The organism is Cupriavidus phytohabitans (assembly GCF_000426345.1).
Lineage (GTDB): Bacteria > Pseudomonadota > Gammaproteobacteria > Burkholderiales > Burkholderiaceae > Cupriavidus.
In genome coordinates this window covers 18,083-43,596 of record NZ_AUFE01000007.1, presented here as the reverse complement: position 1 = coordinate 43,596, position 25,514 = coordinate 18,083, and the positions used below count along the sequence as shown (strand labels likewise).

Genomic DNA, 25,514 nt, shown 5'->3' with positions numbered 1-25,514 from the left:
TCACCGGCGGTCGATCTTGGGATCCAGCGCGTCGCGCAGGCCGTCGCCAAGCAGGTTGAACGCCAGAACCGTCAGGAAGATCGCCAGGCTCGGGAAGATCGCCACGTGCGGCGCGGTCACCATGTCGGCGCGCGCCTCGTTCAGCATCGCGCCCCACTCCGGCGTGGGCGGCTGCGCGCCCAGCCCCAGGAACGACAGGCTGGCCGCGGTGATGATCGACGTGCCGATCCGCATCGAGAAATACACCACGATCGACGACACCGTGCCCGGCAGGATATGGCGCATCAGGATGGTCCAGTCCGACGCGCCGATGCTGCGCGCGGCCTCGACATAAGTCAGCCGCTTCAGCATCAGCGTATTGCCGCGCACCAGCCGCGCGAAGGCCGGAATGCTGAAGATCGCCACGGCAAAGATCACGTTAGTCATGCCATTGCCGAGGATGGCAACGATGCCGATCGCCAGCAGGATGCCCGGGAAGGCGAAGAGCACGTCGGAGATCCGCATCACGATGCGGTCCCACCAGCCCTCGTAGTAGCCGGCCAGCAGGCCCAGCACGGTGCCGATCACCGCGCCGATGATCACTGACAGGAAGCCCGCCGCCAGCGAGATGCGCGTGCCGGCCAGGATGCGGCTGAAGATATCGCGCCCGAGCGAATCGACGCCCATCCAGTGCGCGGCCGACGGGCCGGCGTTGAGCGCGTCGTAGTCGAAGAAATTCTCGGGGTCGTACGGCACGATATGCGGCGCCAGGATGGCGACCAGCACCAGCAGCAGCACGAACACGCCGGCGCCCAGCGCCAGGTGCTGCTTGCGGAATTTGCGCCAGAACTCGGTCCAGGGCGTGCGCACGGCTTCCGGCACGGGAGCGGTGGCGGGTGCCGCTTCGCTTGCGGCGGGCGTGGAAAGCTCAGTCATGCCGGCCTCACTTGTAGCGGATGGTTGGGTTGATCACGGTGTAGAGCATGTCCACCACCAGGTTGATCAGGATGAATTCGAGCGAGAACAGCAGCACCTCGGCCTGGATCACCGGGTAGTCGCGCATCTCGACGGCATCGACCAGCAGGCGGCCGAGACCCGGCCAGTTGAACACTTTCTCGACCACGATCGAGCCACCCAGCAGGAAGCCGAACTGCAGGCCCATCATCGTCACCACCGGGATCATGGCGTTGCGCAGGCCATGCTTGGCCACCACCACCGTCTCGCGCACGCCCTTGGCGCGGGCGGTGCGGATAAAGTCTTCCTGCAGCACCTCGACGAACGAGGCGCGGGTAAAGCGCGCCATGACCGCCGCCACCGCGGCGCCGAGCGTGATCGACGGCAGCACGTAATGCTTCCAGCTGTCGGCGCCGATCGAGGGCAGCCAGCCCAGCTGCACGGAGAACACCTCCATCAGCAGCATGCCCAGCGCAAAGGCGGGGAACGAAATCCCCGATACGGCCAGCGTCATGCCGAAGCGGTCCGGCCAGCGGTTGCGCCACACCGCCGAGCCGATGCCAATCGCCATGCCGAACACCACCGCCCACGCCATCGACGCCACCGTCAGCAGCAGCGTCGGCATGAAGCGGTCGCCAATCTCCTCGCTCACCGGGCGCTTGGTACGCAGCGAATGGCCGAATTCGCCGCGCAGCGCGTTGGAGAAGAAGTTGACGAACTGCTCGTGCATGGGCCGGTCCAGGCCCAGATCCTTGCGCACCAGTTCGACCGTGGCCGAGTCGGCCTCGGGGCCCGCCGCGAGCCGCGCGGGATCGCCCGGCAGCAGGTGGACGAACAGGAACACCAGCACTGCCACGATCAGCAGCGTGGGGATCACGCCCAGCACTCGTTTGAGGAAGTAGTTCAGCATGAAGCACCAGAATGAATGACAGCAAGCGAGGCCGCGGGCCGCCCGCCTGCGAACCCCGCGTCGCGGGCCGGCGGCCTTGTGTCGGCTTGCTGCTTTGCTGCTCGTTGGGTCAGGGTCCTTGAGGCGGCTGGAGTACTGCCCGCGCCCGCCCTCACCCCCGGGCCCCTCTCCCGCATGCGGGAGAGGGGAGCAAATCGCCGGAGCTGGAACGACCCGTTGTGTTCTCCCCTCTCCCGCGCGCGGGAGAGGGGCGGGGGTGAGGGCCGGCACCTCAACGAAGTCCCGCCCTTCGCTTCACCCCTCACTGCTTGATATCAATCTCATCAAAATTAAACGACCCGTCCGGCATCACATACGCCCCAGCCAGCCGCTTGCTGCGCGCGAACAGCACCTTCTCCGTCACCAGGAAGGCCCACGGGGCATCCTTCCAGATGCGTTCCTGGGCGTCCTTGTACAGGCGGGCCTTCTCGCCGCGGTCCGTGGTACGCAGCGCGCCGGCGATATCCGCATCGACCTGGTCGTTCTTGTAGTAGGCGGTGTTCAGCAGCTTGGGCGGCATCGACTCAGAAGCCAGCAGCGGACGCAGCGCCCAGTCCGATTCACCGGTCGACGACGACCAGCCGATGTAGTAGATGCGCACACCGGCGTCTTCCGGCTTCTGCACGCTTTCAACCTTCTCCACGCGCTGCCCGGCTTCCAGCGCCTGCACCTGCGCCTTGATGCCGACCTGCTGCAGCTGCTGCTGCACGAACTGGATCACCTTCTGCGCGGTGGTGTGGTTGTAGGCCGACCACAGCGTGGTCTCGAAGCCGTTCGGGTAGCCGGCTTCCTTCAGCAGCGCGCGCGCCCTGGCCGGGTCATACGGCCACGGGCCGAGCTTCTCGGCATAGTCCACGCCCGGCGGCACCACGCCCTCGGCCGGCACCGCGTAGCCAGCAAACGCCACCTTGGCCAGTGCATCCTTGTTGATCGCGTAGTTGATGGCCTGGCGCACCTTGGGGTCGTTGAATGGCTTGACCATGGTGTTCAGGCTCAGGTAGCGCTGGATGATCGACGACGACGCGATCAGCTCGACCTTGGCGCTGTTCTTCAGCACCGCGGCCTGCTCGAACGGGATGCTGAAGGCAAAGTCCGCCTCGCCGGTCTGCATCACGGCGGCGCGCGTGTTGTTGTCGACCACCGGCTTCCAGGTGATGGTGTCGATCTTCGGGTAGCCGGTCTTCCAGTAGCCGGCGAACTTCTTGCCCTTCAGGTGATCGGGCTGCTTCCACTCGACGAACTCGAACGGGCCGGTGCCGACCGGATGGAAGGCAATCTCCTTGCCGTACTTTTGCAGCGCGGCCGGCGAGATCATCACCGCAGACGGATGCGCCAGCACGTTGATGAACGGCGAGAACGGCTCCTTCAGCGTGACCTTGACGGTATTGGCATCGACCACGTCGGTCCTGGCGACGCGGTTGAACAGCGTATAGCGCTTGAGCTTGTTGGCCGGGTTGGTCACGCGGTCCAGGTTGGCCTTGACCGCGGCGGCGTCGAACGCGCTGCCATCGTGGAACTTGACGCCCTTTTTCAGCTTGATGGTATAGGCGAGGCCGTCCTTGCTGACGTCATAGCTCTCGGCCAGCACGTTGACCAGTTTCATGTCCTTGTCCATGCCGAACAAGCCTTGGTAGAAGCTCTTGGACACGGCCTGCGACAGCGTGTCGTTGGCGTCGTACGGGTCCAGCGTGGTGAACGTGGAAGCGACAGCCATCACCGCGTCCTTGGCGGCAAAGGCGGACACCGGCGCCAGCGCGCCCATCGCGCCAGCCATGAGCAGCCCGGCCAGCAGCCTGGGCGAAACCATCCGTGCAGACATCTCGATTCTCCTTGGATTGACTTCCGTTTCAGTAGGCGCCGCCAACGGCGTGCCGCGCAACAAAATGGCCGGCCCCGGCGCTGCCGGCGACCTGCACCAGCGGCTGCACCACCGGTTCGTCGCCGACCGCTCGGATCGGGCTGGGAATCTCATCGTTCAGCGGCTCGCGCCGCAGGTGGCGCCGCGCCGGGTCGGCGATCGGCACCGCCGACATCAGCTTCTTCGTGTACGGGTGCTGCGGGTTCTCGAAGATCGCGCGGCGCGGGCCGATCTCGACGATCTGGCCCAGGTACATCACCGCCACGCGGTGGCTGACGCGCTCCACCACCGCCATGTCGTGCGAGATAAACAGGAAGGCGATGCCCAGCTCGCGCTGCAGGTCCAGCATCAGGTTGACGATCTGCGCCTGGATCGACACGTCCAGCGCGGACACCGACTCGTCGGCCACCACCACCTTGGGGTTCAGCGCCAGCGCGCGCGCAATGCAGATGCGCTGGCGCTGGCCGCCGGAGAACTCGTGCGGATAGCGCGCCGCGTGCGACGGGTCCAGCCCCACCTTGTCGAGCAGCCAGGCTACGCGCTGCTCGGCCTCCTTGCCGCTGGCGGCCTTGTGCACCAGCAGCGGCTCCATGATCGAATAGCCGACCGGCACGCGCGGGTCGAGCGACGCGAACGGGTCCTGGAAGATGAACTGGATATTGCGGCGCAGGGTCTGCAGAGCCGGGCCTTCCAGCTTGCTGATGTTCTGCCCGTTGAATTCGATAGTGCCGCTCTGGCTTTCCACCAGCCGCAGCAGCGAACGGCCCGTGGTGGACTTGCCGCAGCCGGACTCGCCCACCAGTGCCAGCGTTTCGCCGGGATAGAGATCGAAGCTGACTTTCTCCACCGCATGCACGCGGCGCGTGACGCGGCCGAACAGGCCGCCGGGCACGTCGAATCGCGTGACCAGGTCCTGCACGCGCAGGATCGGGGCGACACCGGGCTGCACCGTGTCCTGCGGCGCAGCCTGCTCCGCCCTGGCGCTATCCAGGCGCAGCAGCGGGAACTTGGCCGGCAGGTCGGTCCCGCTCATGGCGCCCAGGCGCGGCACGGCCGACAGCAGTGCGCGCGTGTACGGATGCGCAGGCGCGCGGAACACGTCGTCGGAGCTGCCCTCCTCCACCTTCTCGCCGCGGTACATCACCAGCACGCGATCGGCCACCTCGGCCACCACGCCCATGTCGTGGGTGATGAAGACCACGCCCATGTGCATTTCGGCCTGCAAGCCGCGGATCAGCTGCAGGATCTCGGCCTGGATGGTCACGTCCAGCGCGGTGGTGGGCTCGTCGGCGATCAGCAACGCCGGCTTGCACGACAGCGCCATCGCGATCATCACGCGCTGGCGCATGCCGCCGGAAAGCTGGTGCGGATAGCGCTCCAGCACGCGGCGCGCCTCGGGGATGCGCACCAGCTCCAGCATGCGCAGCGCCTCGGCACGCGCCGCGGCGCGGCTCTTGCCCTGGTGCAGCCGGATCGATTCGGCGATCTGCTCGCCCACCGGGAACACCGGGTTGAGCGAGGTCATCGGCTCCTGGAAGATCATCGCCACGTCGGCGCCGCGCACGCTGCGCAGCGTCGCGTTATCCGCGCGCGCCAGGTCGATCACCTCGCCGCCGCGCCGGCGCAGCAGCATGCTGCCGCTGACGATCTTGCCGCCTCCATGCTCGACCAGCCGCATCAGCGCCAGCGACGTGACCGACTTGCCCGAGCCCGACTCGCCCACCACCGCCAGCGTCTCGCCGCGGTCGACATGGAACGACAGGTTGCGCACTGCCTCGACGGTGCGTTCGGACGTGGCAAAGCGCACGCTCAGGCCATCGACCGAGACGACGCGCTCGGGCGGCAGGACGATGCCGGAGGCGGAAGCGTGCGCTTGCGCTGGAATATTGGCCACTGGAACTCCTTGTTTGCTGCGTGATGCTCAGGACTGGCGGATGCGGGGATCAGCCGTAGATCGAGACGCTGACCGCCTCGCCCACGCGGGCAAAGCCGCGGTACATGCCTTCGGTGTTGAACGGCAGCGTGACGTTGCCGGCGCGGTCTACCGCGATCAGTCCGCCCCGGCCTTCGATGGCGACCAGTTTTTCCATCACCACGCGCCGTGCCGATTCTTCCAGCGACAGGCCGGCATAGCGCATCTGCGCCGAGACATCGTGAGCGGCCACGGTGCGGATAAACATCTCGCCAGTGCCGGTGGCGGACACTGCCACCACGTCGTCGGCATAGCAGCCCGCACCAATGACCGGGGTATCGCCGACGCGCCCCACCTTCTTGTTGGTCACGCCGCCGGTAGAGGTCGCCGCGGCGAGGTTGCCGCGGCTGTCGCACGCCACCGCGCCAACGGTGCCGAACTTGCTGTCCGGATCGATCGGGTCGGCCGGCACGTTCCGTGCCCCCAGTGCGGCGGCATCATGGTCGAGCAGCGCCATGCCGGCGGTACCGCGTGCGCGCTGCCATTGTTCGTGGCGTGCCTGCGTGAAGTAGTATTCCTGCTCCACCAGTTCCAGCCCTTGTGCGGCGGCGAAGGCCTCCGCGCCGGCGCCGGCAAACAGCACATGCTCGCTGTGATCGAGCACCGCGCGCGCGGCCAGCACCGGGTTGCGCAGGCGCGTGACGCAGGCCACCGCGCCGGCATCGCGGGTGGCGCCGTCCATCACCGCCGCGTCGAGTTCATAGGTGCCGGCATGGGTCAGCACGGCGCCCTTGCCCGCATTGAACAGCGGGCATTCCTCCAGCAGGCGCACGGCCTCGGTCACGGCATCGAGCGCGTTGCCGCCGTCGGCCAGGATGCGCTGGCCGGCCCGCAGCACGTGTTCCAGCGCCTCGGTGTATTCGCGTTCGCGCGCGGGATCCATCGCCTCGCGGGTGATGGTGCCGGCGCCGCCGTGGATGGCAATGACTGCTTGCTGCATGGGATGGTTCAGGACTTCTTCAGGTTGGACGCGCGGCGGCGCGTGGTGCCCGCCGCCTGCGCTTCGGTCGGCTGCGGTCCGGCTGGCCCGGCACGGCCGGCGCGTTCGGCGCCCGGCGTGCCATAGAGCCACGGCAGCAGGAATTCGGTCATTTCGGCGGCGGCCTTGACCGGCCGCTCGGCGCGGTGCGCGACCGCCCCGCACAGCGCTTCGATCAGCGCCAGCACGGTCGCATCGGAGTTGGCAGAGAGCCGGTTGGCGGCCTGCGCGTACAGCGCGATATCGGCCAGCGGCGCCAGCGGCGAGGTCGGCCCGTCGGTCAGCGCCAGCACGCGGCCGCCGTGCGCCCTGACGCGCTGCGCCAGTTCGATGGTGTCGGTCACATAGCGCGGGAAGGCGATCACGATCAGCAAGTCGCTCGGCTGCAGCTTGAACAGTTGGCGCGCCGCGTGCGAGGCACCGCCGGCGCCGGCGACCGAGGTAACCATGCGGCAATACATTTCCAGCCCGTGCTGCAGCAGGCCGGCCAGAAAGCCGCTGGCGCCGAAGCCCGCCACGTAGACGCGCTGCGCCCCCAGGATCGCCGAGACCGCACGCTCGCATGCCTGCGCGTCAATGCCGCGCCGCGTGGCTTCGGCATTGGCCGCCGCATCCTCGAGCGAGGCGGCGAACACTTCAGCCACGGTCGCGGGCCGTTCCAGTTCGCTGCGCAGCCGCTCGACCGGCGCGAGCGTGGCCTCGAAGCCGCGCACCAGCTCGGTACGGAACTGCGGATAGCCGTCGAATCCCAGCGCCCGCGCGAAGCGGTTGGCGGTGGCCACCGACACGTCCACCGCCGCGGCAAATTCGTCGATGCGCATCGTAGCCGCGCGGAACAGGTTGGCCAGCACGTATTCCGCCATGCGGCGGTGCGCCGGCGTCAGCGTGGGCAGGCTGCGCGCGATGCGGTCGGAGATCGAATGGCCTTGGGTCATGTCGGGTCGGGATGGCGTTCGCGTGGGCGACGCTGCCGGTTACATTCTGAAAAACTTGTGAAAATGAATTTACACTCAACCCACCCACAAAGAAAATAGAGTTTTGGATATTCGAGGGTAATCCCTAGCGCCGACCGCCATGCGGCGCACCGGGGCGGTGCGCAATGCCGCGGCATTTCTGGCATTTCGCCATTCGCGGGCATGCCCCGCACCGGAAACGCTACAATGCCGGCCAGCGCCGCCAACCCGCCTTGGCCGGCTTTTCCGCGTAGTTGCCCGTTCCCGTTCAGAAGTTTCCCCGCACGTGATCCGAATCGACCAGCTTGTCCTCCAGCGCGGCACCAAGGTGCTGTTCGACCACACCAGCGTGACGCTCAACCCGGGCGAGCGCGTGGGCCTTGTCGGCGCCAACGGCAGCGGCAAGTCGACGCTGTTCGCGCTGCTGCGGGGCGAGCTGCATCCGGACGGCGGCGATGTCAGCGTTCCGGCGCAATGGCGCGTCGCGCATGTGGCGCAGGAAACGCCGGCGGTCAGCCGCAGCGCGGTCGAGTACGTGATCGACGGCGACACCCGCTTGCGCGAGATCGAAGCCGCCATCGCGGCCGCACAGGCCAGCGGCGACGGCACCGCCGAAGGCGAAGCCCACGCCGCCTATGCCGATGCCGACGGCTACACGGCTCCCGCGCGCGCCGAAGCGCTGCTGCTGGGCCTCGGCTTTACGCTGCCCCAGGTAACGCAGCCGGTATCGTCGTTCTCCGGCGGCTGGCGCATGCGTCTGAACCTGGCGCAGGCGCTGATGTGCCCGTCCGACCTGCTGCTGCTCGACGAACCGACCAACCACCTGGACCTGGACGCCATCGTCTGGCTGGAAGACTGGCTGGCACGCTACCCGGGCACGCTGGTGATGATTTCGCACGACCGCGAATTCCTCGACGCGATCTGCAACGTCACCGTGCATATCGAGAACCAGCAGCTGCGCCGCTATGGCGGCAACTACACGCTGTTCGAGACCCTGCGGCTGCAGCAGATGGCACAGCAGCAGGCCGCCTACGCGCGCCAGCAGAAGGAAATCGCGCACCTGGAGTCGTTCATCACGCGCTTCAAGGCCAAGGCGACCAAGGCGCGCCAGGCGCAGAGCCGGGTCAAGGCGCTGGAGAAGATGGAGCGGCTCGCGCCGGTGCACGTCGCCGCCGGCTTTGCCTTCGAGTTCCGCGAGCCCGATGCCGCGCCCAACCCGATGATGGTGCTCGACGGCGTCGATTGCGGCTACGCCGAGGCCGAGCCGCCGGTCACCATCCTGCACAACCTGGCGCTGTCGATCCAGAATGGCCAGCGCATCGGCCTGCTTGGCGCCAACGGCCAGGGCAAGTCGACGCTGGTCAAGACGCTGGCCGGCACGCAGGATCCGATGACCGGCACGCTGCGCCTGGGCAAGGGACTGCAGATCGGCTACTTCGCGCAGCACCAGCTCGAGACACTGCGCGACCACGACTCGCCGCTGCAGCACCTGGCACGCCTGGCACCTGACGTGCGCGAGCAGGAGCTGCGCGACTTCCTCGGCAGCTTCAATTTCCGCGGCGACATGGCCACGTCACCGATCGAGCCGTTCTCCGGCGGCGAAAAGGCACGCCTGGCGCTGTCGCTGATCGTCTGGCAGAAGCCCAACCTGCTGCTGCTCGACGAACCGACCAACCACCTCGACCTCGATACCCGCGAGGCGCTGACCATGGCGCTGGCGCAGTTTGAAGGCACGCTGATCCTGGTCTCGCACGACCGCCACCTGCTGCGCGCCACCGCCGACCAGTTCATGCTGGTCGCGGACGGCACCATCAAGCCCTTCGACGGCGACCTGGACGACTACCGCGACTGGCTGCTGCAGCAGGCCGCCGCCAAGCGCAATGCCGCCACGGCCGCGCACCTGGCTGAGAACAGTGGCGATGCCGCCACGGTCAACCGCAAGGACCAGCGCCGCGCCGAGGCGGATGAGCGCCAGCGCCTGTCGGCGTTGCGCAAGCCGCTGACGAAGGAGCTGGAAAAGGTCGAGAAGCGGATGGCGGTGCTGCAATCCGCCAAGGAAGAGATCGACCGGTTCATGGCCGATGAATCGAGCTATGCCGAAGCCAACAAGGCGAAGCTGATGGAGATGCTGAAGCGCCAGGGCGAGGTCAATGGCGAGCTGGAGACGCTGGAAGAGAAGTGGCTGGAGCTGCAGGAGCAGATCGAGCAGATTGCGTGAAGGATAGTTCCCTCAATAAAAAACCGGCGCACACTGCGCCGGTTTCTCTTTCCGACTCCGTCATCCTTCAACGGAAATTCTTCTCCCGCCGGATCAACCCCACCGCCAATGTCAGCGTCAGGATAAACAACCAGATCAGCGACCACGCCGGCACCGACAGGCCCAGCACCGGCGGCAGCGGCGCCGCGCACAGGCCATCGGCATAGAACACCTGCGGCAGCACCTTGGCGGTCGGCAGCGCGTTGACCCAGTTCTCCAGCGGATCGATGCCGCAGGTCGCCTTCGGGTTCAGCAGCAGCGACACGTGGTAAACCGCCACGGCAATGCCGGCGATACCCGACAGCATGCCCAGGCCCTGCCACAACGAACGCGTGTTCTGTGCCACCACGGCGAGCAGCGAGAAGATGCCGATGCCGATAAATGCAAAGCGCTGCATCACGCAAAGCGGACAGGGCTGGTAGCCCTTTTCAAACTGCAGGTAGAGCGCAACGCCGACCAGGCCGAAGGAAACGAGGGCGATCAGCAAGAAATAGGCGCGGGAATTGGCTTGCATAGTGGTGATAGAGGGTGATCCGGTAAGCAGTGCCGTCAAGTGACTTCAGTTCGGGGCGCGGCATTGCTGCGCATTATTACCGATTTTTCCGCGCCCGCCTTGGGCATCACATCGGCTGCGCATCCCCTGCCCTGTGGCGGATTGACGCAGGGCACTATGCCGCGCCCGCCCGCCATGTCGCGCGCGGCAAACGGTACAGGCAATGGGAACGCAGCGGATGCCCCGGCGGCAGCGCAGGATGTTCGAACCCCAGCGCATCCTCGCGCATGCCCAGCCGTTCCATCACCGCGCGCGAGCGGCGGTTGTCCAGCGTGGTGAAGGAAACGATCTCGTCCAGGCCAAGCGTGCCGAAGCCATAGGCCAGCGCAGCGCGGGCCGCTTCGGTGGCAAGGCCGCTGCCCCACGCATCGCGCGCCAGGCGCCAGGCGACCTCGACACAAGGCGAGAACGGCAGCGCGGCAGCCGGTTCGTGCAAGCCGACAAAGCCCACGAAGACGCCGTCCAGCTTGCGCTCGACGGCCCACGGCCCCCACCCGCGCCCAGCGATCAGTGCCCGGCAACGATCCGCCATCGCGTCGCTTTCGGCCCGCGTCAGCGGCGCGGGGAAATAGCGCATCACCTCCGCGTCGGCATTCAGCGCGGCGAATGGCGCATAGTCGGCATCGCGCCACTGGCGCAGCCGCAGCCGCGGGGTTTCGATGCGCAAGCTGCCGTCGTCCATGCCTCAGTCCAGGTGGCGCACGCGATCGATCGCCTGCTCGATGCGCTCCACCGCGATCACTTCAAGGCCGTCGATCTTCTGCTTGGGCGCATTGGCCTTGGGGATCACGGCCAGCGTGAAACCCAGCTTGGCGGCTTCCTTCAGGCGCTCCTGGCCCCGCGGGCTGGGCCGGATCTCGCCGGCCAGGCCGACTTCGCCAAACACGACCAGCCCGCGCGGCAGCGGCTTGTTGCGCATCGACGAATGGATCGACAGCAGCACCGCCAGGTCGGCGGCCGGCTCGGTGATCTTGACCCCGCCCACCGCGTTCAGGAACACATCCTGGTCGAAGCAGGCAATGCCCGCGTGCCGGTGCAGCACCGCCAGCAGCAGCGCCAGCCGGTTCTGCTCCAGGCCCACCGCCAGCCGGCGCGGGTTGGGCACGTGCGCGGTATCGACCAGCGCCTGGATCTCCACCAGCAGCGGGCGCGTGCCCTCCTGCGTCACCAGCACGCACGAGCCTGGCACGGTCTCTTCATGCTGCGACAGGAACAGCGCCGACGGGTTGCTGATGCCGCGCAGCCCGCGCTCGGTCATGGCGAACACGCCCAGCTCGTTGACCGCGCCGAAGCGGTTCTTGAAGGCGCGGATCAGCCGGTGCGAAGAATGCGTATCGCCCTCGAAGTACAGCACCGTGTCGACAATATGCTCCAGCACGCGCGGCCCGGCCAGGCTGCCTTCCTTGGTCACGTGGCCGACCAGGATGATGGTGATGCCGCTGCTCTTGGCGATGCGCGTCAGCTGCGCCGCGCACTCGCGCACCTGCGCGACCGAGCCCGGCGCCGAGGTCAGCGCCTCCGAGTACAGCGTCTGGATCGAGTCGATCACCGCCACTTCCGGCTTCTCGGCCTCGAGCGTGGCCTGGATCTTCTCGAGCTGGATTTCGGCCAGCAGCCCCAGCGCCGGGCTTTCCACGCCCAGCCGCTGCGCGCGCAGGGCGATCTGCGCGCCCGATTCTTCGCCGCTGACATAGAGCACGCGGCGCTGCCCGGCCAGGTTGGCCAGCGCCTGCAGCAGCAGCGTGGATTTGCCGATGCCGGGATCGCCGCCGATCAGCACCACGCCGCCCGACACCAGCCCGCCGCCCAGCACGCGGTCGAACTCGTCGATGCCGCTGGAAAAACGCGGCACGTCGGCGGCCTCGATCTCGGACAGCTTGCGCACCATGGCCGATGCCGCCAGCGGCTGGAAGCGCTTGGACGCGGCCGTCTCGGCCACCGTTTCCACCAGCGTGTTCCATTGCTGGCAATGCGGGCACTGGCCGGCCCAGCGCGGCGCGGTGCCGCCGCATTCGGTACAGGTGTAGACGGTCTTGGTCTTGGCCAACGGAAAATCCTTGCGGGAAAGAACGAGCCGGGCGCAAATGCGGCCCGGCCATCACACTACATCACGCTAACCGGCGGCATTCGCTGCCGCCACGTCTCGCTTGCAACCTTTTACACCACGGCCGGCGCGGCGCTGTCCGACGCCGTGATGGTCGCCACCGTGGTCGGCACGCGCGGCGCCAGCGCGCACATCAGCTCGTAGCCGACCGTGCCGCTGGCCTGTGCCACCTCGTCGATCGGCAGGCCCTGGCCCCACAGCGTCACCGGGCTGCCGACCCGCGCCTTCGGGCACGGCGTCAGGTCCACGCACAGCATGTCCATCGAGACACGGCCGACCAGCTCGGTACGCACGCCGTCGACCAGCACCGGCGCGCGCTGCTCGCCCCAGCCGGCGGCATGGCGCGGGTAGCCGTCGGCATAGCCGCAGGCAACCACGCCGATGCGCATCGGGCGCTCGGCGGTAAACAAGGAGCCATAACCCACCGTCTCGCCCGGCCGCAGGTCCTGCACCGAGATCAGCTCGCTGTGCAGCGACATGGCCGGCTGCAGGCCGCTGCCCGCGATATCGGCATCGCGCCCGGTCGGCGAGGCGCCGTACAGGATGATGCCGGGACGCACCCACGCGCGGTGCGCCTGCGGATGCCACAGCACCGCGGCCGAGTTCGACAGGCTGGCCTCGCCCGGCAGGTTGGCGGTGGCGGCGTCGAAGGCCTTGATCTGGTGGGCAATGCCTCGGGGACTATCCGCATCGGAAAAATGCGTCATATGGACGATACTCCCCACACAGGGCATGGCGCGGGCGCGCTCCCACGCGGCGCGGTACTGGGCGGGGTGGAAGCCCAGCCGGTTCATGCCGGTGTTCAGCTTGAGCTGGATCGCCAGCGGCCCCTTGGGACGCGCGCTTTCCAGCATGCGCAACTGTTCGTCGCAGTGGATTGCGGTGGTGAGCCGATACTGTTCGATCAGGGCAACGTCCTGCGGCTGGAAAAAACCCTCCAGCAGCAGGATCGGGCCCTGCCAGCCCAGGTCGCGCAGCAGCACGGCTTCATTCAGGTCCAGCAGGCCAAAGCCGTCGGTGCCGCGCAGCGCGGCAAAGACGCGGCGGATGCCGTGGCCGTAGGCATTGGCCTTGACGACGGCCCAGATGCGCGAAGCAGGGGCGCTGCGGCGGACCACGTCGAGGTTGTTGGCCAGGGCGGGTTGGTGGATGACGGCGTGAATGGGTCTTGGCATGGAGTCACATCTCGGAAATCAGGCAGCGCCGTGGCGCATCGCGCACGTCACTGCGGGAACTGGAAGGACGGCTCTGTCTCAGTTTCAATGGCGCGAGCGTCACCTGTCAGCGGGCGACGGTATGTGGATGCATGCGAAGTGCTTCATATTGCGGGCATGTCGCGCTAAGGTGAGCGGCCATGGGAAATTTGCGTTTGCCTGGTCACTTGGGGCGTCCGGCTGCGATATCGTCTTGCCACTGCACCAGTCAGGCCAGTCAGGGTAGCTCCGGTCGTCCGGCCGGGATCGCAGCCGTTATTTGAACACATCCGGAAGCCGCTGCCGGGGGTCATCGGGGAATCGGCGCGGCAATTTGCAGTCAAAAAGGCACCTTGCCGGGGTTCGGAAATGCCATGTTTTCGTGATATAAAGCCGGACGCTCCGGCCATGTTCTAAAAGCGAAGCATTATGTCAATGACTGTCAGGCAAGCCTCACGACGCCGCAGCGCAGTGCAACCGAGACAATTCGACACGGCCGCCGCGCAAGGTTCCCTGCAAACCATAGCCTCCCCAGCCGGTGCCGCCCTGACCGACGTGACGGAAGTCCGCGATGGAGACAAAGTCGAAAGCATGAAGAAGGGTTTTTACACCATCATGGCCGCGCAATTTTTTTCGTCGCTGGCCGACAATGCGTTACTGATCGCCGCCATCGCCCTTCTCACCGAATTGCATTCCCCGCAGTGGATGACCCCGCTGCTCAAGCTGTTCTTCGTTCTCTCCTACGTCATCCTCGCCGCCTTCGTCGGTGCCTTTGCCGACTCGATGCCCAAGGGGCGGGTGATGCTCATCACCAATGCCATCAAGGTGGTCGGCTGCGCGATCATGATGTTCGGCTTGCACCCGCTGCTGGCCTATGGCGTGGTGGGCTTCGGCGCGGCGGCGTACTCGCCGGCCAAGTACGGCATCCTGACCGAGCTGCTGCCGCCGGAGAAGCTGGTGCTGGCCAATGGCTGGATCGAGGGGCTGACGGTGGGCTCGATCATCCTGGGCACCGTGGTGGGGGGCGCGCTGATTTCGGTGCACGTGTCGGACATCCTGATGCGGCTCGACCTGCCCTGGATCAACACCGGCATCGACACCCCGGCCGAGGCCGCGATGGTCGTGATCATGCTGTTCTACGTGATCGCGTCGGTGTTCAACCTGTTCATTCCCGATACCGGCGCCCGCTACCCGCAGCAGGAAAAGAACCCGATCAAGCTGATCGCCGAGTTCGGCGACTGCTTCCTGGCGCTGTGGCGCGACAAGCTGGGCCAGATCTCGCTGGCGGTGACGACGCTGTTCTGGGGCGTGGGCGCGACGCTGCAGTTCATCGTGCTGAAGTGGGCGGAGAAGTCCCTCGGCCTGAACCTGTCGCAGGGTGCGCTGCTGCAGGCGGTAGTGGCCGTGGGCGTGGCCGTGGGCGCAATCGCCGCCGCCGCGCGCATTCCGCTGCGCAAGTCGCTGTCGGTGCTGCCCTTCGGCGTGGCGATGGGCGCGACCGTGATGATCATGGCCTTCTATACCAAGGACGCCATGCCCCAGGTGACGCTGCACATCCTGGGGCTGCACATGCCGCTGTACATGGCCATCGCCTACGTGTTCCTGATGCTGGTGGGCGCGATGTCGGGCTACTTCGTGGTGCCGATGAACGCACTGCTGCAGCACCGCGGGCACGTGCTGCTGTCGGCTGGCCACTCGATCGCGGTACAGAATTTCAATGAAAACGTATCGGTGCTGCTGATGTTGTGCCTGTACGCGCTGCTGATCAAGCTCAACGTGCCGATCGGCATCGTCATCATCGCGCTGGGCCTGTTCATCTGCCTGACCATGATGCTGGTGATCAAGCTGCACAAGTACAACATGAACACCTTCAACTCGCTGGCGATGATCGGCGAGGACAAGCACCACTGACCTCCCCCTGGCCGGCGCCCCGCTCAGGGGCCGTCGGCCAGCGTCTGCACACCCTGCCGCGCCGGCTCCGCCGCCCGCGCCATGGCCCGCGCCTCCCATCCCGGCGGCACCACGAAACCGCGCGAGCATTCGCGCCACCAGCCGTGGCCGGCCGGCTCCAGCTCGCACAGCATCACCGGCGCTTCGCGGCGCCAGCCGTGGTCGTGGCGCGGATCGGCAAAGCGCAGCGCCAGCGCGGCGTACAGGGCATCGACCTCCTCCGTGCCGCTGGCAGGCACCAGCGCCCCCGACAACCATCCCGAACGCGGCAGCCGGCACCAGCGCAGGCCCGGCCGCGCCGCCGCGCGCGCGCGCCAGCCGTCCAGCGTCGACCACCAGCCTTGCAGATGGTCCGGGGCGATGCCCAGCCCGTCGAGTCCCGCCGGCACTTGCCCGTCCCGGTAGAACAGCCAACCCAGCAGGTAAACCTCGCTGCGGTCGACGACATGGCCGAGCAGCGTGCGCGCTTCCGGCGTGCGCCCCAGCGGCAGCTGGCGCCCAACCACATGCCCGAGCTTGTCACCCAGCCGGTCGACCATGTTTGGCCCGACGAAATCATGCAGGGTCGGCGCCGCAACGGCGCCGGGCATCAGGTAAAACTTGGCGGCCATTTCCCAGTGGACCACGTCGCCGGAGGCCTGCTCGCGCCAGACGAAGTCCAGCTCGCCCAGCGTGCGGATGCCATGCGCGCCGGCGCGCCGCACCGGGACGTTGGCCGCCAGCAGCGTCAGCCCCTCCATATGGCGCAGAGCGAAATGCAGCAGCCGTTCGGCATGGCGTCCCAGCCGCAGGCTGCGGCTGGCGGGATCCTGCGCATGCGGCGCGCCCGGGCCGGGAACGGGATCGGGGGGAAAGGCGACATGGCCACCGGCCAGCTCGTCGATGGTGGCTGGCAATGCCGCCGGGTCGGCGGCTTCCAGCCAGTGCCGCCACGCCGCCAGCGTACCGGCGGGCCAGTGCGCCGGCGCGGCACCCGCTACCGCGGACAGCAGCGGCGGCGACAGCGTGGCCCAGGCCAGGTCGCGCGTGCGCGGCGACAAGGCGCGGCGCCACAGCGGCGGCTCCGGCGGCAGGTTGCCGTCGCCGCCGCGATGCAGCGAGAGGTCAGGCCCCAGCTCCCGCACGGTCATGTACCTCGCGGGCCAGGCACAGGTCTTCCCATGCGCGCGCCTTGTCGGTCAGCGTGCGCAGCAGGTAGGCCGGGTGGTAGGTCACCACCACGGGGATGCCTTCATAAGCATGCACGGTGCCGCGCAGCTTGCCGATCGGCGTGGTGGTGCGCAGCAGCGACTGCGCGGCGAAGCGGCCCAGCACCACGATCACCCTGGGGCGCACCAGCGCGATCTGGCGGCGCAGGAACGGCTCGCACTGCGCCACCTCGGCCGGCTCGGGATTGCGGTTGCCCGGCGGGCGGCACTTGAGCACGTTGGCGATAAAGACGTTGCGCCCGCGCGCCAGGCCGAGCGCGCCCAGCATGTTGTCGAGCAGCTTGCCGGCCTGGCCGACGAAGGGCTCGCCCTGCAGGTCTTCGTTCTCGCCCGGGGCCTCGCCGACCAGCATCCATTCCGCCTGCCGGTCGCCGACGCCGAAGACGGCATTGGTGCGTGTCTGGCACAGTCCGCAAGCGGTGCATCCGGCCACGGCGGCATCCAGCGCGGGCCATGCCATGGCGGCGATGGCAGCCTCGCGCCCGGCCTGCGCCGAGTCGGGTTCGGGGCCGGCCGGTACCAGCGAGGGCTCGGCTGGCGCACGCGAGACAGGCGCCGCCACCGGGGCGACAGGCACCAGCGGGATCGCCGTTTCGATCGCCGGCGCGGCTTCCACGACTGGCGCAGCGGCCTGCGCGGCCACCGTGACGGGCCCGGCAACGGGCGTGGCAACGGGCGCGGCAACAGCAACGGCTTCGGACACCACCTCCGCCTGCGGCGCGTCATCGCGTGCCCGCGGCACCCATTCGGCCGTGATGCCCAGCGCCTCGAGGAATCGCGCGCGGCGGCTCATGCCCGGCCCTCCCCGCCTTCCCTGCTTTCCATTCTTTCCCGGGCGACATCGTCAGGCCAGCTCCGGCGCAACACCAGCGCGTCTTCGCGGAGTCGGCCCGCCGCCGGATAATAGCCCTTGCGGCGGCCGATCTCGGCAAACCCGGCGGCCTGGTACAGCGCGATCGCGCCGGTATTGGACGGACGCACCTCCAGCAGCATGGTATGGATGCGATGCGCGTGCGAGGTCGCCAGCACGATCGACAGCATCAGCCGCCCCAGTCCCTGGCGCTGGCGCGGCGGGTCGACGGTGATATTGAGCAGGTGCATCTCGTCGACCACCGGCATCAGCACGGCATAGGCCACCAGCGTGCCGGCGGAATCACGCAGGGTCAGGCCGAGATGCCCTGCCTTGACAGAGTTCTCGAAATTGCCGCGCGTCCACGGATGGCTGTATGCGCGTGCCTCGATGCCGGCTACCGCTTCCAGGTCGAGCGCGCTCATCCTGCCCAGCGCAAAGCCCGGGGGCAGCGGCGGCATGGCGGGCACGGCCGGCCAGTCGGCGCGCTCTTCCAGCGGATAGGCTGCGCTCACGATGCGCTCCCGGCCGTGGCCGCGGCGCGCGCGGCGGCGGCGGCTTCGCGTTCGGCGATGGTTTGCGCCACCTTGTCGCGCAGGTAGATCGGCATGGCGCGGTCGGCGTCGATGGCCTCGCCACGCGCCAGCGCGCGCAGTGCGATGGCGACCATCGGCTGCGCATGGGGCATCGCCTCCGGCAGCACGCGTTGCGCGCGCGCCAGGCCGGCGAGGCGTTCACCGAAGACCGTGACGGCATTGCCCGCCAGCCAGAATTTGCCGCCGGGAAGCTGCACGGTTTCCGGCGCGCCGACGTGCATCGGCGTGCGCTCCACCCACTCCTGCGCGGCGGTATCCCAGCCGAAGGCTCCCGCATAGGCTTCGTCCATGCGCGCGTCGAGCGCGACCAGCACCGCGGTGTCCGCGGGCAGCTCTGGCTCGGCGGCGCGTACGCGCTCGGCGCAAGCTGCCAGGGTATTGACCGGCACCACCGGCAGTCCGGCACCGAAGGCCAGCCCCTGGGCCACGCCACAGGCGGTACGCAGGCCGGTGAACGAACCGGGACCGGCGCCGAAGGCGATCGCGGCGCAATCGGCCAGTGCGATGCCGGCCTCGGCCAGCAACTCGCCGGCGGCGGGCAGCACGCGCGCAGAGGAGCGCGCACCGGTGTGCTCATGGCGCACCAGGCACTCGATGCCGGCGCCGGCCGCCGCACGTCCGAGCGCGACCGAGCACCACTCCGTAGAAGTTTCAACAGCAAGAATCCAGGACATGGCGCGATTGTAGCCGCTGGCGCCCGGAACCGAGGGCTTCTTCGGTTTTAGACGCGCGGTCTGGCGCACTGGCGCGGCTATCATCGGCTGCACTTTCACAAATTCCCACGGAGGAACCCATGAGCGACCTGCAGGCACGCTTCGACCAGGCCCAGATCGACGTCAAGCAACTGAGCGAGCGTCCCAGCAATATGACCCTGCTGCGCCTGTACGCGCTGTTCAAGCAAGGCAGCGAAGGCGACGCCCACGGCGACAAGCCGGGCATGACCGACTTTGTCGGCCGCTACAAGTTCGAAGCCTGGGAAGCGCTGCGCGGCACCGCGCGCGAGCAGGCGATGGAGCAGTACATCGCGCTGGTGGCAGAACTGCGCAGCGGCGCGGCCAGCTAAACCCCGCCGCCACGCCAGCCGGCGGCATCAGCCCGCCGGCAGCGGCCTTGGCCGGATGCGCCAGGCCGCGAAGATGGCACTGGCGATCAACACCCCGACCGCCAGGAAGGTCTCATCGAAGGCGCGGATGCGCGCCGCCTGCAGCGCGGCGTCGCCCGCCTGGCCCAGCACCGCGCCGTGCTGCGTCAGCCGCCACTGCAGGCCCACCCCGGCCAGGCTCACGCCGATCGCGCCACCCAGCTGGCGGATAAAGTTGATGCAGCTCGATCCCTGCGCGATCAGCGAAAAATCCACGCCTCGCATCGACCCCAGCGTCAGCGACGGCAGAATGCAGCCGAGCCCGATCCGTCCCAGCACCGCCAGCGCGACCAGCAGCAGGTACGGCGTGGAGGGCGACCCCAACGCCATCAGCAGGAACGACAGCGCCAGCAGCGCCAGCCCGAACGACACCTGCACATGCGGCGCGATCCGGTGTGTGAAGCGGCCCGCCACGGCGATCGTCAGTGCCAGCATCACGCCCGCCGGCAGCAGCACCAGGCCCGCGCGCGAGGGCGTGTACTCCAGCGCCATCTGCATGTAGACCGGCAGCAGGTAGGTCGAGCCGAACAGGCCCGCACCGTAGATAAATGCCACCACCGCGCCCGCGGAGAACTGCCGGTAGCTGTACAGCCGCATGTTCATCAGCGGATGCGGCGCGCGCAGCTGCCACAGCACGAACGCCGCCAGCATCAGCACGCCGAAGCCGGCCAGCGCCATGCCCGCGCCAACGCTTTCGCGCATTTCGACCACGCCATTGAGCAGGCTCACGGTGGCCACGCCGGCCAGTGCCAGGCCGCGCCAGTCCAGCGGCTCGCGCGCGCCCATCATGATCGAATCCACCGCCATGAAACGCCGCGCCATGAACGCGCCTAGCAGCGTCAGCGGCACCACCACGAAGAAGATCGAGCGCCAGCCGAACGCCTCGACCAGGAAGCCGCCAAGGCTGGGCCCCAGCGCCGGTGCGAGCACCACGCCGAAGCCGAACATGCTGATGGCCTTGCCCTGCTCGCGCTCCTCGAACACGCGCAGGATCAGGATATTGGGCAGCGGCTGCATGATGCCGGCGGCGGCGCCTTCGGCCACGCGCATGGCGATCATCACGCCATAAGTCGGCGAGAACCCGCCGAACAGCCCGCCGGCGCCCAGCAGCAGCAGCGACCCCAGGAAAGTACGGCGCAGCCCGTAGCGGTTGAGCAGCCACGGCGTCAGCAGCATCGACAGCGTCATCGCGATCATGAAGCTGGCCGCGACCCATTGCGCGCGCTCCTGCCCCAGCAGGAAATGCCGGCTCAGGTCGGGGATGGCAACGTTGATGATGGTGGACGAGACGATCGACGAGACCGTGCCCAGCATCAGCGTCATCAGCACCATCCAGCGCAGGCGGTCGCCGTAGCGGGCACGCAGCGTTGCCCGGGTCGGCCCGCCCGGCAGCTTGCCGGAAGTCTCCGGCGCGACGGGGCCCTCGCTCACCCCAGCCGCCCGGTGTCGGCGATCTCGCGGATCTTGCGGACGGTGTCGATGTCGGCCTCGTGGTACGCGGACTTGACGATCTCGGCGTAGCGGTCGTCGCCGCTGGCATCGACGGCTGGCATGGTAGTGTCGTAGGTGAAGCGCAGCAGCAGCGCATCCGGGCCGGGCGTCTCGATCACCATGGTCAGCGTACCGCCGGCGTGCTCGGCAGTGGCGGCGGTTTCATAGCGCACCTGGCGGCGCGGCGCGAACACCACGCGGTCATGGATGGACGCCTCGCCGAAATGCAGCACGCGGTCGATCCAGTTGTCGCCTCGCGCGACTACTTCGGCGCTGTCCAGGCCCAGCACGAACAACTCTGGCGACTCGGCGCGCAACACCAGGCCTTGCCAAAGCTGGTCGGGTGTCAGCGGATCCAGCTGGGGATTGCCGGGATCATTGATCTCCACCAAGTGCTCGAAACGCAACTTCTTTCTCCCTATCTTCAATAAGTCGATATTATGAAGTCTCCGCGTGTTCGGAAGACGTTTTTGTCTGCGCGGTGCAACATTGCTGTGACAGCCTCCCGTCGGATATCGACCAACCATCACGTTGACTGGAGTTCCGCGCATGCCCGCCGCGCTGCTGGCCGAAGCCGATCCGCTGCAAGTTCTTGTCTACTCCGATTCACTGTCCTGGGGGATCGTCCCCGGCACGCGTCAACGGCTGCCGTTCCCGGTGCGCTGGCCGGGCCGCCTGGAACTGGCACTGAATGCCGACGGCGGCACGCCGGTGCGCCTCATCGAAGACTGCCTGAACGGCCGCCGAACGGTCTGGGACGATCCCTTCAAGCCGGGGCGCAACGGGCTGCAGGGCCTGGCGCAGCGTATCGAGATCCACTCGCCGCTGGCACTGGTGGTCTTGATGCTCGGCAACAACGATTTCCAGTCGATGCATCTTCACAATGCCTGGCACGCCGCCCAGGGCATCGGCACCCTGGTGCAGGCGATCCGCATTGCGCCGATCGAACCGGGCATGCCGGTGCCGCCGGTGCTGGTGGTGACGCCGCCGCCGATTCACACGCCGCGGGGGCCGCTGGCGCCCAAGTTTGCCGGTGGCGAACATAAATGGACCGGCCTGCCGCAGGCCGTTGCCGAGGTCTGCGCGCAGCTGGACTGCCCGATGTTCGACGCCGGCGCGGTCATCCAGAGCAGCGCCGTCGACGGCGTGCATCTTGACGCGGACGCCCATGTGACGCTTGGCGATGCGTTGCGCCCGGTGGTTCGCGAACTGCTGCCACGCTGACACACGCGTATCGGCACGCCTCCGGCCGCTGGCTGAAACATCACTCCTGACAGCAGTTGTCAGGAGGGCCGGCGCACAATGCGGTCGCTCTCACACAGAACGCCGCAAGGAGGCTGTCATGGAGTTGCTGATCAATATCGATGTCGACGACCTCGCGCGCGGCATCGCCTTCTACGAGCAAGGCCTGGGGCTGAAGCTGCAGCGCCGCCTGTTCGACGGCACCGTCGCCGAAATGCTGGGCGGCAATACACCGATCTATCTGCTCGCCAAGCCCGCTGGCACCCGCCCCACCAGCCGTTCCGATACCCGGCGCGATTACCGTCGGCACTGGACGCCGGTACACCTCGATTTTGTCGTCGCCGACCTCGAGGCCGCGATTGAACGGGCGCTGGAAGCCGGGGCCGAGATCGAGGACTGGCCGCAGGATTTCGACTGGGGCAGGCAGGCCACGTTGTCGGATCCGTTCGGGCATGGGCTTTGTTTTATTGAGTGGAAGGGTCAGGGGTATGCGTTGGTGACGGGCTGGCGATAACCTGCTGGGGCCATCTGGGCCGGCGGTCCAACGGCCAGGCATGCGCGCGATTTCGCCCAAGTCCAATTCCCGGCAGTGAGTGCTGACGGTGGCGTGCCATCGCTGGCATTGGCATGCTCACGGCCCCCGCGCAAGCTTGGACTATTGGGGATGTCCTGAGCCGCCTCTCGGAGTGCCGTTTGCATTGACGGCATGCCGGGCAACCTCGCCCGGCACCCCCTTGTATTAAACATTTTCTAGATCGTATTTTCGATAAATCGAAATTTGATTCCGATTTGTCCTATGTTTTCCGTAGCCACGTTTGCGATGCTTCTTCAAAGCTAGACGGATGGGTTCTCGGGGGCGATTGGCGGTTACGCCATGCGCCGCGATGCCATCCGCCTGGGGCTCATTGATACCGGCGCGCCGTTCATGCGGCGCGCCAGCAACGAGGAAGATCCACGATGGCGGAAGGATGGGATGTCGCCGCGAAGGCGGCAACGGGAAGGCAGTCGTGCTTCCTGGAGGTACCTGGCGCGGCCACTGCCGCCGCGCTTTCGGTGGTGTCGTTCGAAGCCGCGGAGCGCCTGGGCGAACCCTATGAAGTGACGGTTCAGCTCACGCATCCGCCGGAACTGGATCGGACCGGCTACCTTGGCCGCGACGCGGTGTTCGTGATCGATCCCCCCGATGGCAGCGAGCCGCGCCGGTTCGCCGGCTGTATCACCCGCTTCACCAAGACCGGGCAAACCCACGACTTCCATGCCTACGAGATGGTGGTGGAACCGCATGTCGCACGCCTGCGGCTCACGCATGCCAGCCGCATCTACCAGCACAAGACCGTCCCGCAGATCATCGAGGCCATCCTGCGCCGGCACGGCATGACGGGCCACCATTTCGCCTTCAAGACGCGCCGGCAATACCCCCAGCACAAATTCCGCTTCCAGTACCAGATGTCCGACTGGGACTACATCCGGCTGCTGATGCAGCAGGAAGGCCTGTACTGCTACTTCGGCCCGGGGAAGTTCGGCCATGACCTCCTGACCTTCTGCGACGATATCGACCACTACCTATACCTGCCGCAGCGGTTGGTGCCGTACCGCGAGACGGCGGGCCTGGAATCGGGCATCGAGACGGTCTTCGCCATCAGGACCGTTGCGAAGACGGTGGCGGCATCGTTCCTGGCCGCCGAGCGCAACCCGGAGCAGGCCTACGAGCGCTTCCGCGCCGAGGCCAATATCGCGCGCAAGGACCGGACGACCTACGGCCAGTCCTACGTCTACGGCACGCACCATCCGGACCAGGACGGCGCCAGGTGGGAGGCGCAACTGCGCCACGAGGCGGCCATCGCCGCGCAGGTGGTCTACGAGGGCGAGAGCAACGTCCTGGAGCTGCGCCCGGCGCGCATCCTGCGCATGGACCTGGCGCTGCCCGATGCGCCCAGCGGCCAGGTCATCACCGAAGTCACGCACAGCAGCGCGCGCGACCAGGCCTATCGCAACCGCTACAAGGCGATTCCGGCGGACCGTCGCTTCCGCCTGCCACTGGACGAGGCAAACTGGCCGCGCATCGCCGGCACGCTCAGTGCCCGGGTCTCCTCGCCGAGCCGCTACAAGTATGCCTACCTGACGCAGGACGGGCATTACACGGTCCGCTTCGACCTGGATTTCGATGAATGGCCAGCTGGCGGCGAGAGCGTGCCGCTACGCCTGGCCAAGCCGTTCGCGGGCGGCCTGCAGACCGGCTTCCACTTCCCGCTGCTCGATGGCACCGAGGTGGCGATTGCCTTCACCGACGGCAATCCGAACAAGCCGTATATCGCGCACGCCCACCACAACAGCCAGCAAGCCGACCATATCACCAGCCAGGACCGCTGGATCTCGCGCAACGTGATCCGCACGCAGGCGAACAACAAGCTGCGCATGGAGGACTGGGAGGGACAGGAAGGTATCAAGCTGTCCACCGACTATGGCGGCAAGACCCAGCTCAACCTGGGTTACCTCGTCGATAGCAAAAGGCAGAAGCGTGGTGAGGGGTTCGAGTTGCGGACGTCCGGCCATGGCGCGATGCGTGGCGGCAAGGGCATGCTCATTTCGGCGCAAGACCAGCCGAATGCCAGCGGCCAGCAACTCGACATGCAGGATGCAGAAGCCACGCTGCGGCAAGCAGTGGATCTGCTGCATTCGCTCAATGCTTCGGCCAATGCGGCAAAGGCCTGGCTGGCGGAAATCAACCAGCAACGTGCGCTGGTCGAGCAGTGTCTCGTGGGGCTGAAGAAGCCAGCCGTTCTCGCCACTGCGCCGGATGGCGTAGGCATTGCAAGCGGCAAGGATATGCAGCTGGCCGCGCGCCAGCAGATGTTCGTGACCGCAGGCGGCGGCCTGGACATCGGGGTGTTCAAGCGCTTGACCGCAGCGGCCGGCGAAGCGATATCGCTCTTTGCCGCGAAGCTCGGCATCCGCATCTTCGCCGCGAAAGGCAAGGTCGAAGTCCAGGCCCAGGGCGGCGGGCTGGAACTCCTGGCGCTGAAGAACGTCGTGATCAGCTCATCCTCGGGTGAAACCCTCATCACCGCTTCGAAGGGCATCACCCTCGGCGACGGATCGGGCGCCTACATCAAGATCGCCAACGGCACGATCGGGTTGGCAAGCCCGAGCGGCAAGATCGACGTCAAGGGCAACCTGAATGTGGAAGGTCCGGCTGGTGGCAGTTTCACATTTCCCGACTGGTCCAATCTGCCCGTCAAGGACATCAAGGGCGACCTGAACTTTGGGTTCTCTGATTAAGCGCAA

General features: G+C 67.4%; 22 protein-coding genes. 6 read left to right on the top strand and 16 right to left on the bottom strand.

The genetic code is table 11. From position 1 onward, the window contains the following. From gsiD to K309_RS0107320, 6 genes are all read right to left on the bottom strand, one after another. Complete coding sequence (gsiD, locus tag K309_RS0107345) at positions 1 to 915, bottom strand: glutathione ABC transporter permease GsiD (protein WP_029045816.1); 915 nt, start codon at positions 913 to 915, stop codon at positions 1 to 3. Positions 916 to 922: 7 nt separating this feature from the next. Then, complete coding sequence (gene gsiC / locus K309_RS0107340; RefSeq protein WP_029045815.1) at positions 923 to 1,843, bottom strand: glutathione ABC transporter permease GsiC; 921 nt, start codon at positions 1,841 to 1,843, stop codon at positions 923 to 925. 301 nt (positions 1,844 to 2,144) lie between these two features. Next, positions 2,145 to 3,701, bottom strand: a complete 1,557-nt coding sequence (gsiB, locus tag K309_RS0107335) for a glutathione ABC transporter substrate-binding protein GsiB (protein ID WP_029045814.1) — start codon at positions 3,699 to 3,701, stop codon at positions 2,145 to 2,147. Positions 3,702 to 3,729: 28 nt separating this feature from the next. Further along, entirely contained in the window at positions 3,730 to 5,634 is a 1,905-nt protein-coding gene (locus K309_RS0107330) for a dipeptide ABC transporter ATP-binding protein (RefSeq protein ID WP_198030798.1), read from the bottom strand. Positions 5,635 to 5,683: 49 nt separating this feature from the next. Continuing rightward, positions 5,684 to 6,652, bottom strand: a complete 969-nt coding sequence (locus K309_RS0107325) for an isoaspartyl peptidase/L-asparaginase family protein (protein ID WP_029045812.1) — start codon at positions 6,650 to 6,652, stop codon at positions 5,684 to 5,686. 8 nt (positions 6,653 to 6,660) lie between these two features. Further along, positions 6,661 to 7,626: a MurR/RpiR family transcriptional regulator gene (locus K309_RS0107320; RefSeq protein WP_029045811.1), complete on the bottom strand. Its 966-nt coding sequence runs from the start codon at positions 7,624 to 7,626 to the stop codon at positions 6,661 to 6,663. Positions 7,627 to 7,930: 304 nt separating this feature from the next. Here K309_RS0107320 and K309_RS0107315 point away from each other — a divergent pair, with 304 nt between their 5' ends. After that, positions 7,931 to 9,862 carry an ATP-binding cassette domain-containing protein gene (locus tag K309_RS0107315; RefSeq protein ID WP_029045810.1) on the top strand — a complete coding sequence of 644 codons (1,932 nt, stop codon included), beginning with the start codon at positions 7,931 to 7,933 and terminating at the stop codon, positions 9,860 to 9,862. A 67-nt stretch (positions 9,863 to 9,929) separates the two neighbouring features. Here K309_RS0107315 and K309_RS0107310 read toward each other — a convergent pair whose 3' ends face one another. The 4 genes from K309_RS0107310 to alr form a co-directional block, all read right to left on the bottom strand. Next, the gene (locus tag K309_RS0107310; RefSeq protein ID WP_029045809.1) at positions 9,930 to 10,415 is read right to left on the bottom strand and encodes a disulfide bond formation protein B; all 486 of its coding nucleotides are present in this window, start codon (positions 10,413 to 10,415) and stop codon (positions 9,930 to 9,932) included. A gap of 154 nt (positions 10,416 to 10,569) precedes the next feature. Continuing rightward, on the bottom strand, positions 10,570 to 11,136 hold the full coding sequence (locus tag K309_RS0107305) for a GNAT family N-acetyltransferase (RefSeq protein ID WP_029045808.1): 567 nt from the start codon (positions 11,134 to 11,136) through the stop codon (positions 10,570 to 10,572). A gap of 3 nt (positions 11,137 to 11,139) precedes the next feature. Next, positions 11,140 to 12,501, bottom strand: coding sequence for a DNA repair protein RadA (radA, locus tag K309_RS0107300; protein WP_029045807.1), 1,362 nt, complete (start codon positions 12,499 to 12,501; stop codon positions 11,140 to 11,142). A 110-nt stretch (positions 12,502 to 12,611) separates the two neighbouring features. Beyond that, the gene (alr, locus tag K309_RS0107295; RefSeq protein WP_029045806.1) at positions 12,612 to 13,733 is read right to left on the bottom strand and encodes an alanine racemase; all 1,122 of its coding nucleotides are present in this window, start codon (positions 13,731 to 13,733) and stop codon (positions 12,612 to 12,614) included. A gap of 609 nt (positions 13,734 to 14,342) precedes the next feature. Here alr and lplT point away from each other — a divergent pair. Continuing rightward, on the top strand, positions 14,343 to 15,662 hold the full coding sequence (gene lplT, locus K309_RS0107290; RefSeq protein WP_029045805.1) for a lysophospholipid transporter LplT: 1,320 nt from the start codon (positions 14,343 to 14,345) through the stop codon (positions 15,660 to 15,662). A gap of 23 nt (positions 15,663 to 15,685) precedes the next feature. Here lplT and K309_RS0107285 read toward each other — a convergent pair whose 3' ends face one another. From K309_RS0107285 to tsaB, 4 genes are read right to left on the bottom strand one after another with little or no spacing between them, the layout of a single operon-like run. Further along, positions 15,686 to 16,831, bottom strand: a complete 1,146-nt coding sequence (locus tag K309_RS0107285; RefSeq protein ID WP_029045804.1) for a DUF1853 family protein — start codon at positions 16,829 to 16,831, stop codon at positions 15,686 to 15,688. Next, on the bottom strand, positions 16,806 to 17,702 hold the full coding sequence (locus K309_RS0107280; RefSeq protein WP_029045803.1) for a uracil-DNA glycosylase: 897 nt from the start codon (positions 17,700 to 17,702) through the stop codon (positions 16,806 to 16,808). Before K309_RS0107280 ends, K309_RS0107285 begins: the two co-directional genes overlap by 26 nt. After that, positions 17,699 to 18,274, bottom strand: coding sequence for a ribosomal protein S18-alanine N-acetyltransferase (rimI, locus tag K309_RS0107275; protein WP_029045802.1), 576 nt, complete (start codon positions 18,272 to 18,274; stop codon positions 17,699 to 17,701). Before rimI ends, K309_RS0107280 begins: the two co-directional genes overlap by 4 nt. Further along, positions 18,271 to 19,029, bottom strand: a complete 759-nt coding sequence (tsaB, locus tag K309_RS0107270; protein ID WP_029045801.1) for a tRNA (adenosine(37)-N6)-threonylcarbamoyltransferase complex dimerization subunit type 1 TsaB — start codon at positions 19,027 to 19,029, stop codon at positions 18,271 to 18,273. The genes rimI and tsaB overlap by 4 nt, the downstream gene beginning before the upstream one ends. Positions 19,030 to 19,148: 119 nt before the next feature. Here tsaB and K309_RS0107265 point away from each other — a divergent pair, with 119 nt between their 5' ends. After that, the gene (locus K309_RS0107265; RefSeq protein ID WP_029045800.1) at positions 19,149 to 19,418 is read left to right on the top strand and encodes an acyl-CoA-binding protein; all 270 of its coding nucleotides are present in this window, start codon (positions 19,149 to 19,151) and stop codon (positions 19,416 to 19,418) included. Between the two features lie 27 nt (positions 19,419 to 19,445). Here K309_RS0107265 and K309_RS0107260 read toward each other — a convergent pair whose 3' ends face one another. Together K309_RS0107260 and K309_RS0107255 are read right to left on the bottom strand one after the other, a co-directional pair. Next, a complete protein-coding gene (locus tag K309_RS0107260) occupies positions 19,446 to 20,927 on the bottom strand; it encodes a DHA2 family efflux MFS transporter permease subunit (protein WP_029045799.1) in 1,482 nt (493 codons plus the stop codon). Further along, entirely contained in the window at positions 20,924 to 21,394 is a 471-nt protein-coding gene (locus K309_RS0107255) for an SRPBCC family protein (protein ID WP_029045798.1), read from the bottom strand. The genes K309_RS0107260 and K309_RS0107255 overlap by 4 nt, the downstream gene beginning before the upstream one ends. Positions 21,395 to 21,536: 142 nt before the next feature. On the opposite strand from K309_RS0107255, the gene K309_RS0107250 reads away from it, so the two are divergent. From K309_RS0107250 to K309_RS36095, 3 genes are all read left to right on the top strand, one after another. Beyond that, positions 21,537 to 22,211: an SGNH/GDSL hydrolase family protein gene (locus K309_RS0107250; protein WP_029045797.1), complete on the top strand. Its 675-nt coding sequence runs from the start codon at positions 21,537 to 21,539 to the stop codon at positions 22,209 to 22,211. A 118-nt stretch (positions 22,212 to 22,329) separates the two neighbouring features. Beyond that, positions 22,330 to 22,743: a VOC family protein gene (locus K309_RS0107245; RefSeq protein ID WP_029045796.1), complete on the top strand. Its 414-nt coding sequence runs from the start codon at positions 22,330 to 22,332 to the stop codon at positions 22,741 to 22,743. Positions 22,744 to 23,186: 443 nt separating this feature from the next. After that, positions 23,187 to 25,508, top strand: a complete 2,322-nt coding sequence (locus K309_RS36095; protein ID WP_051320377.1) for a type VI secretion system Vgr family protein — start codon at positions 23,187 to 23,189, stop codon at positions 25,506 to 25,508. Positions 25,509 to 25,514: the final 6 nt, after the last annotated feature.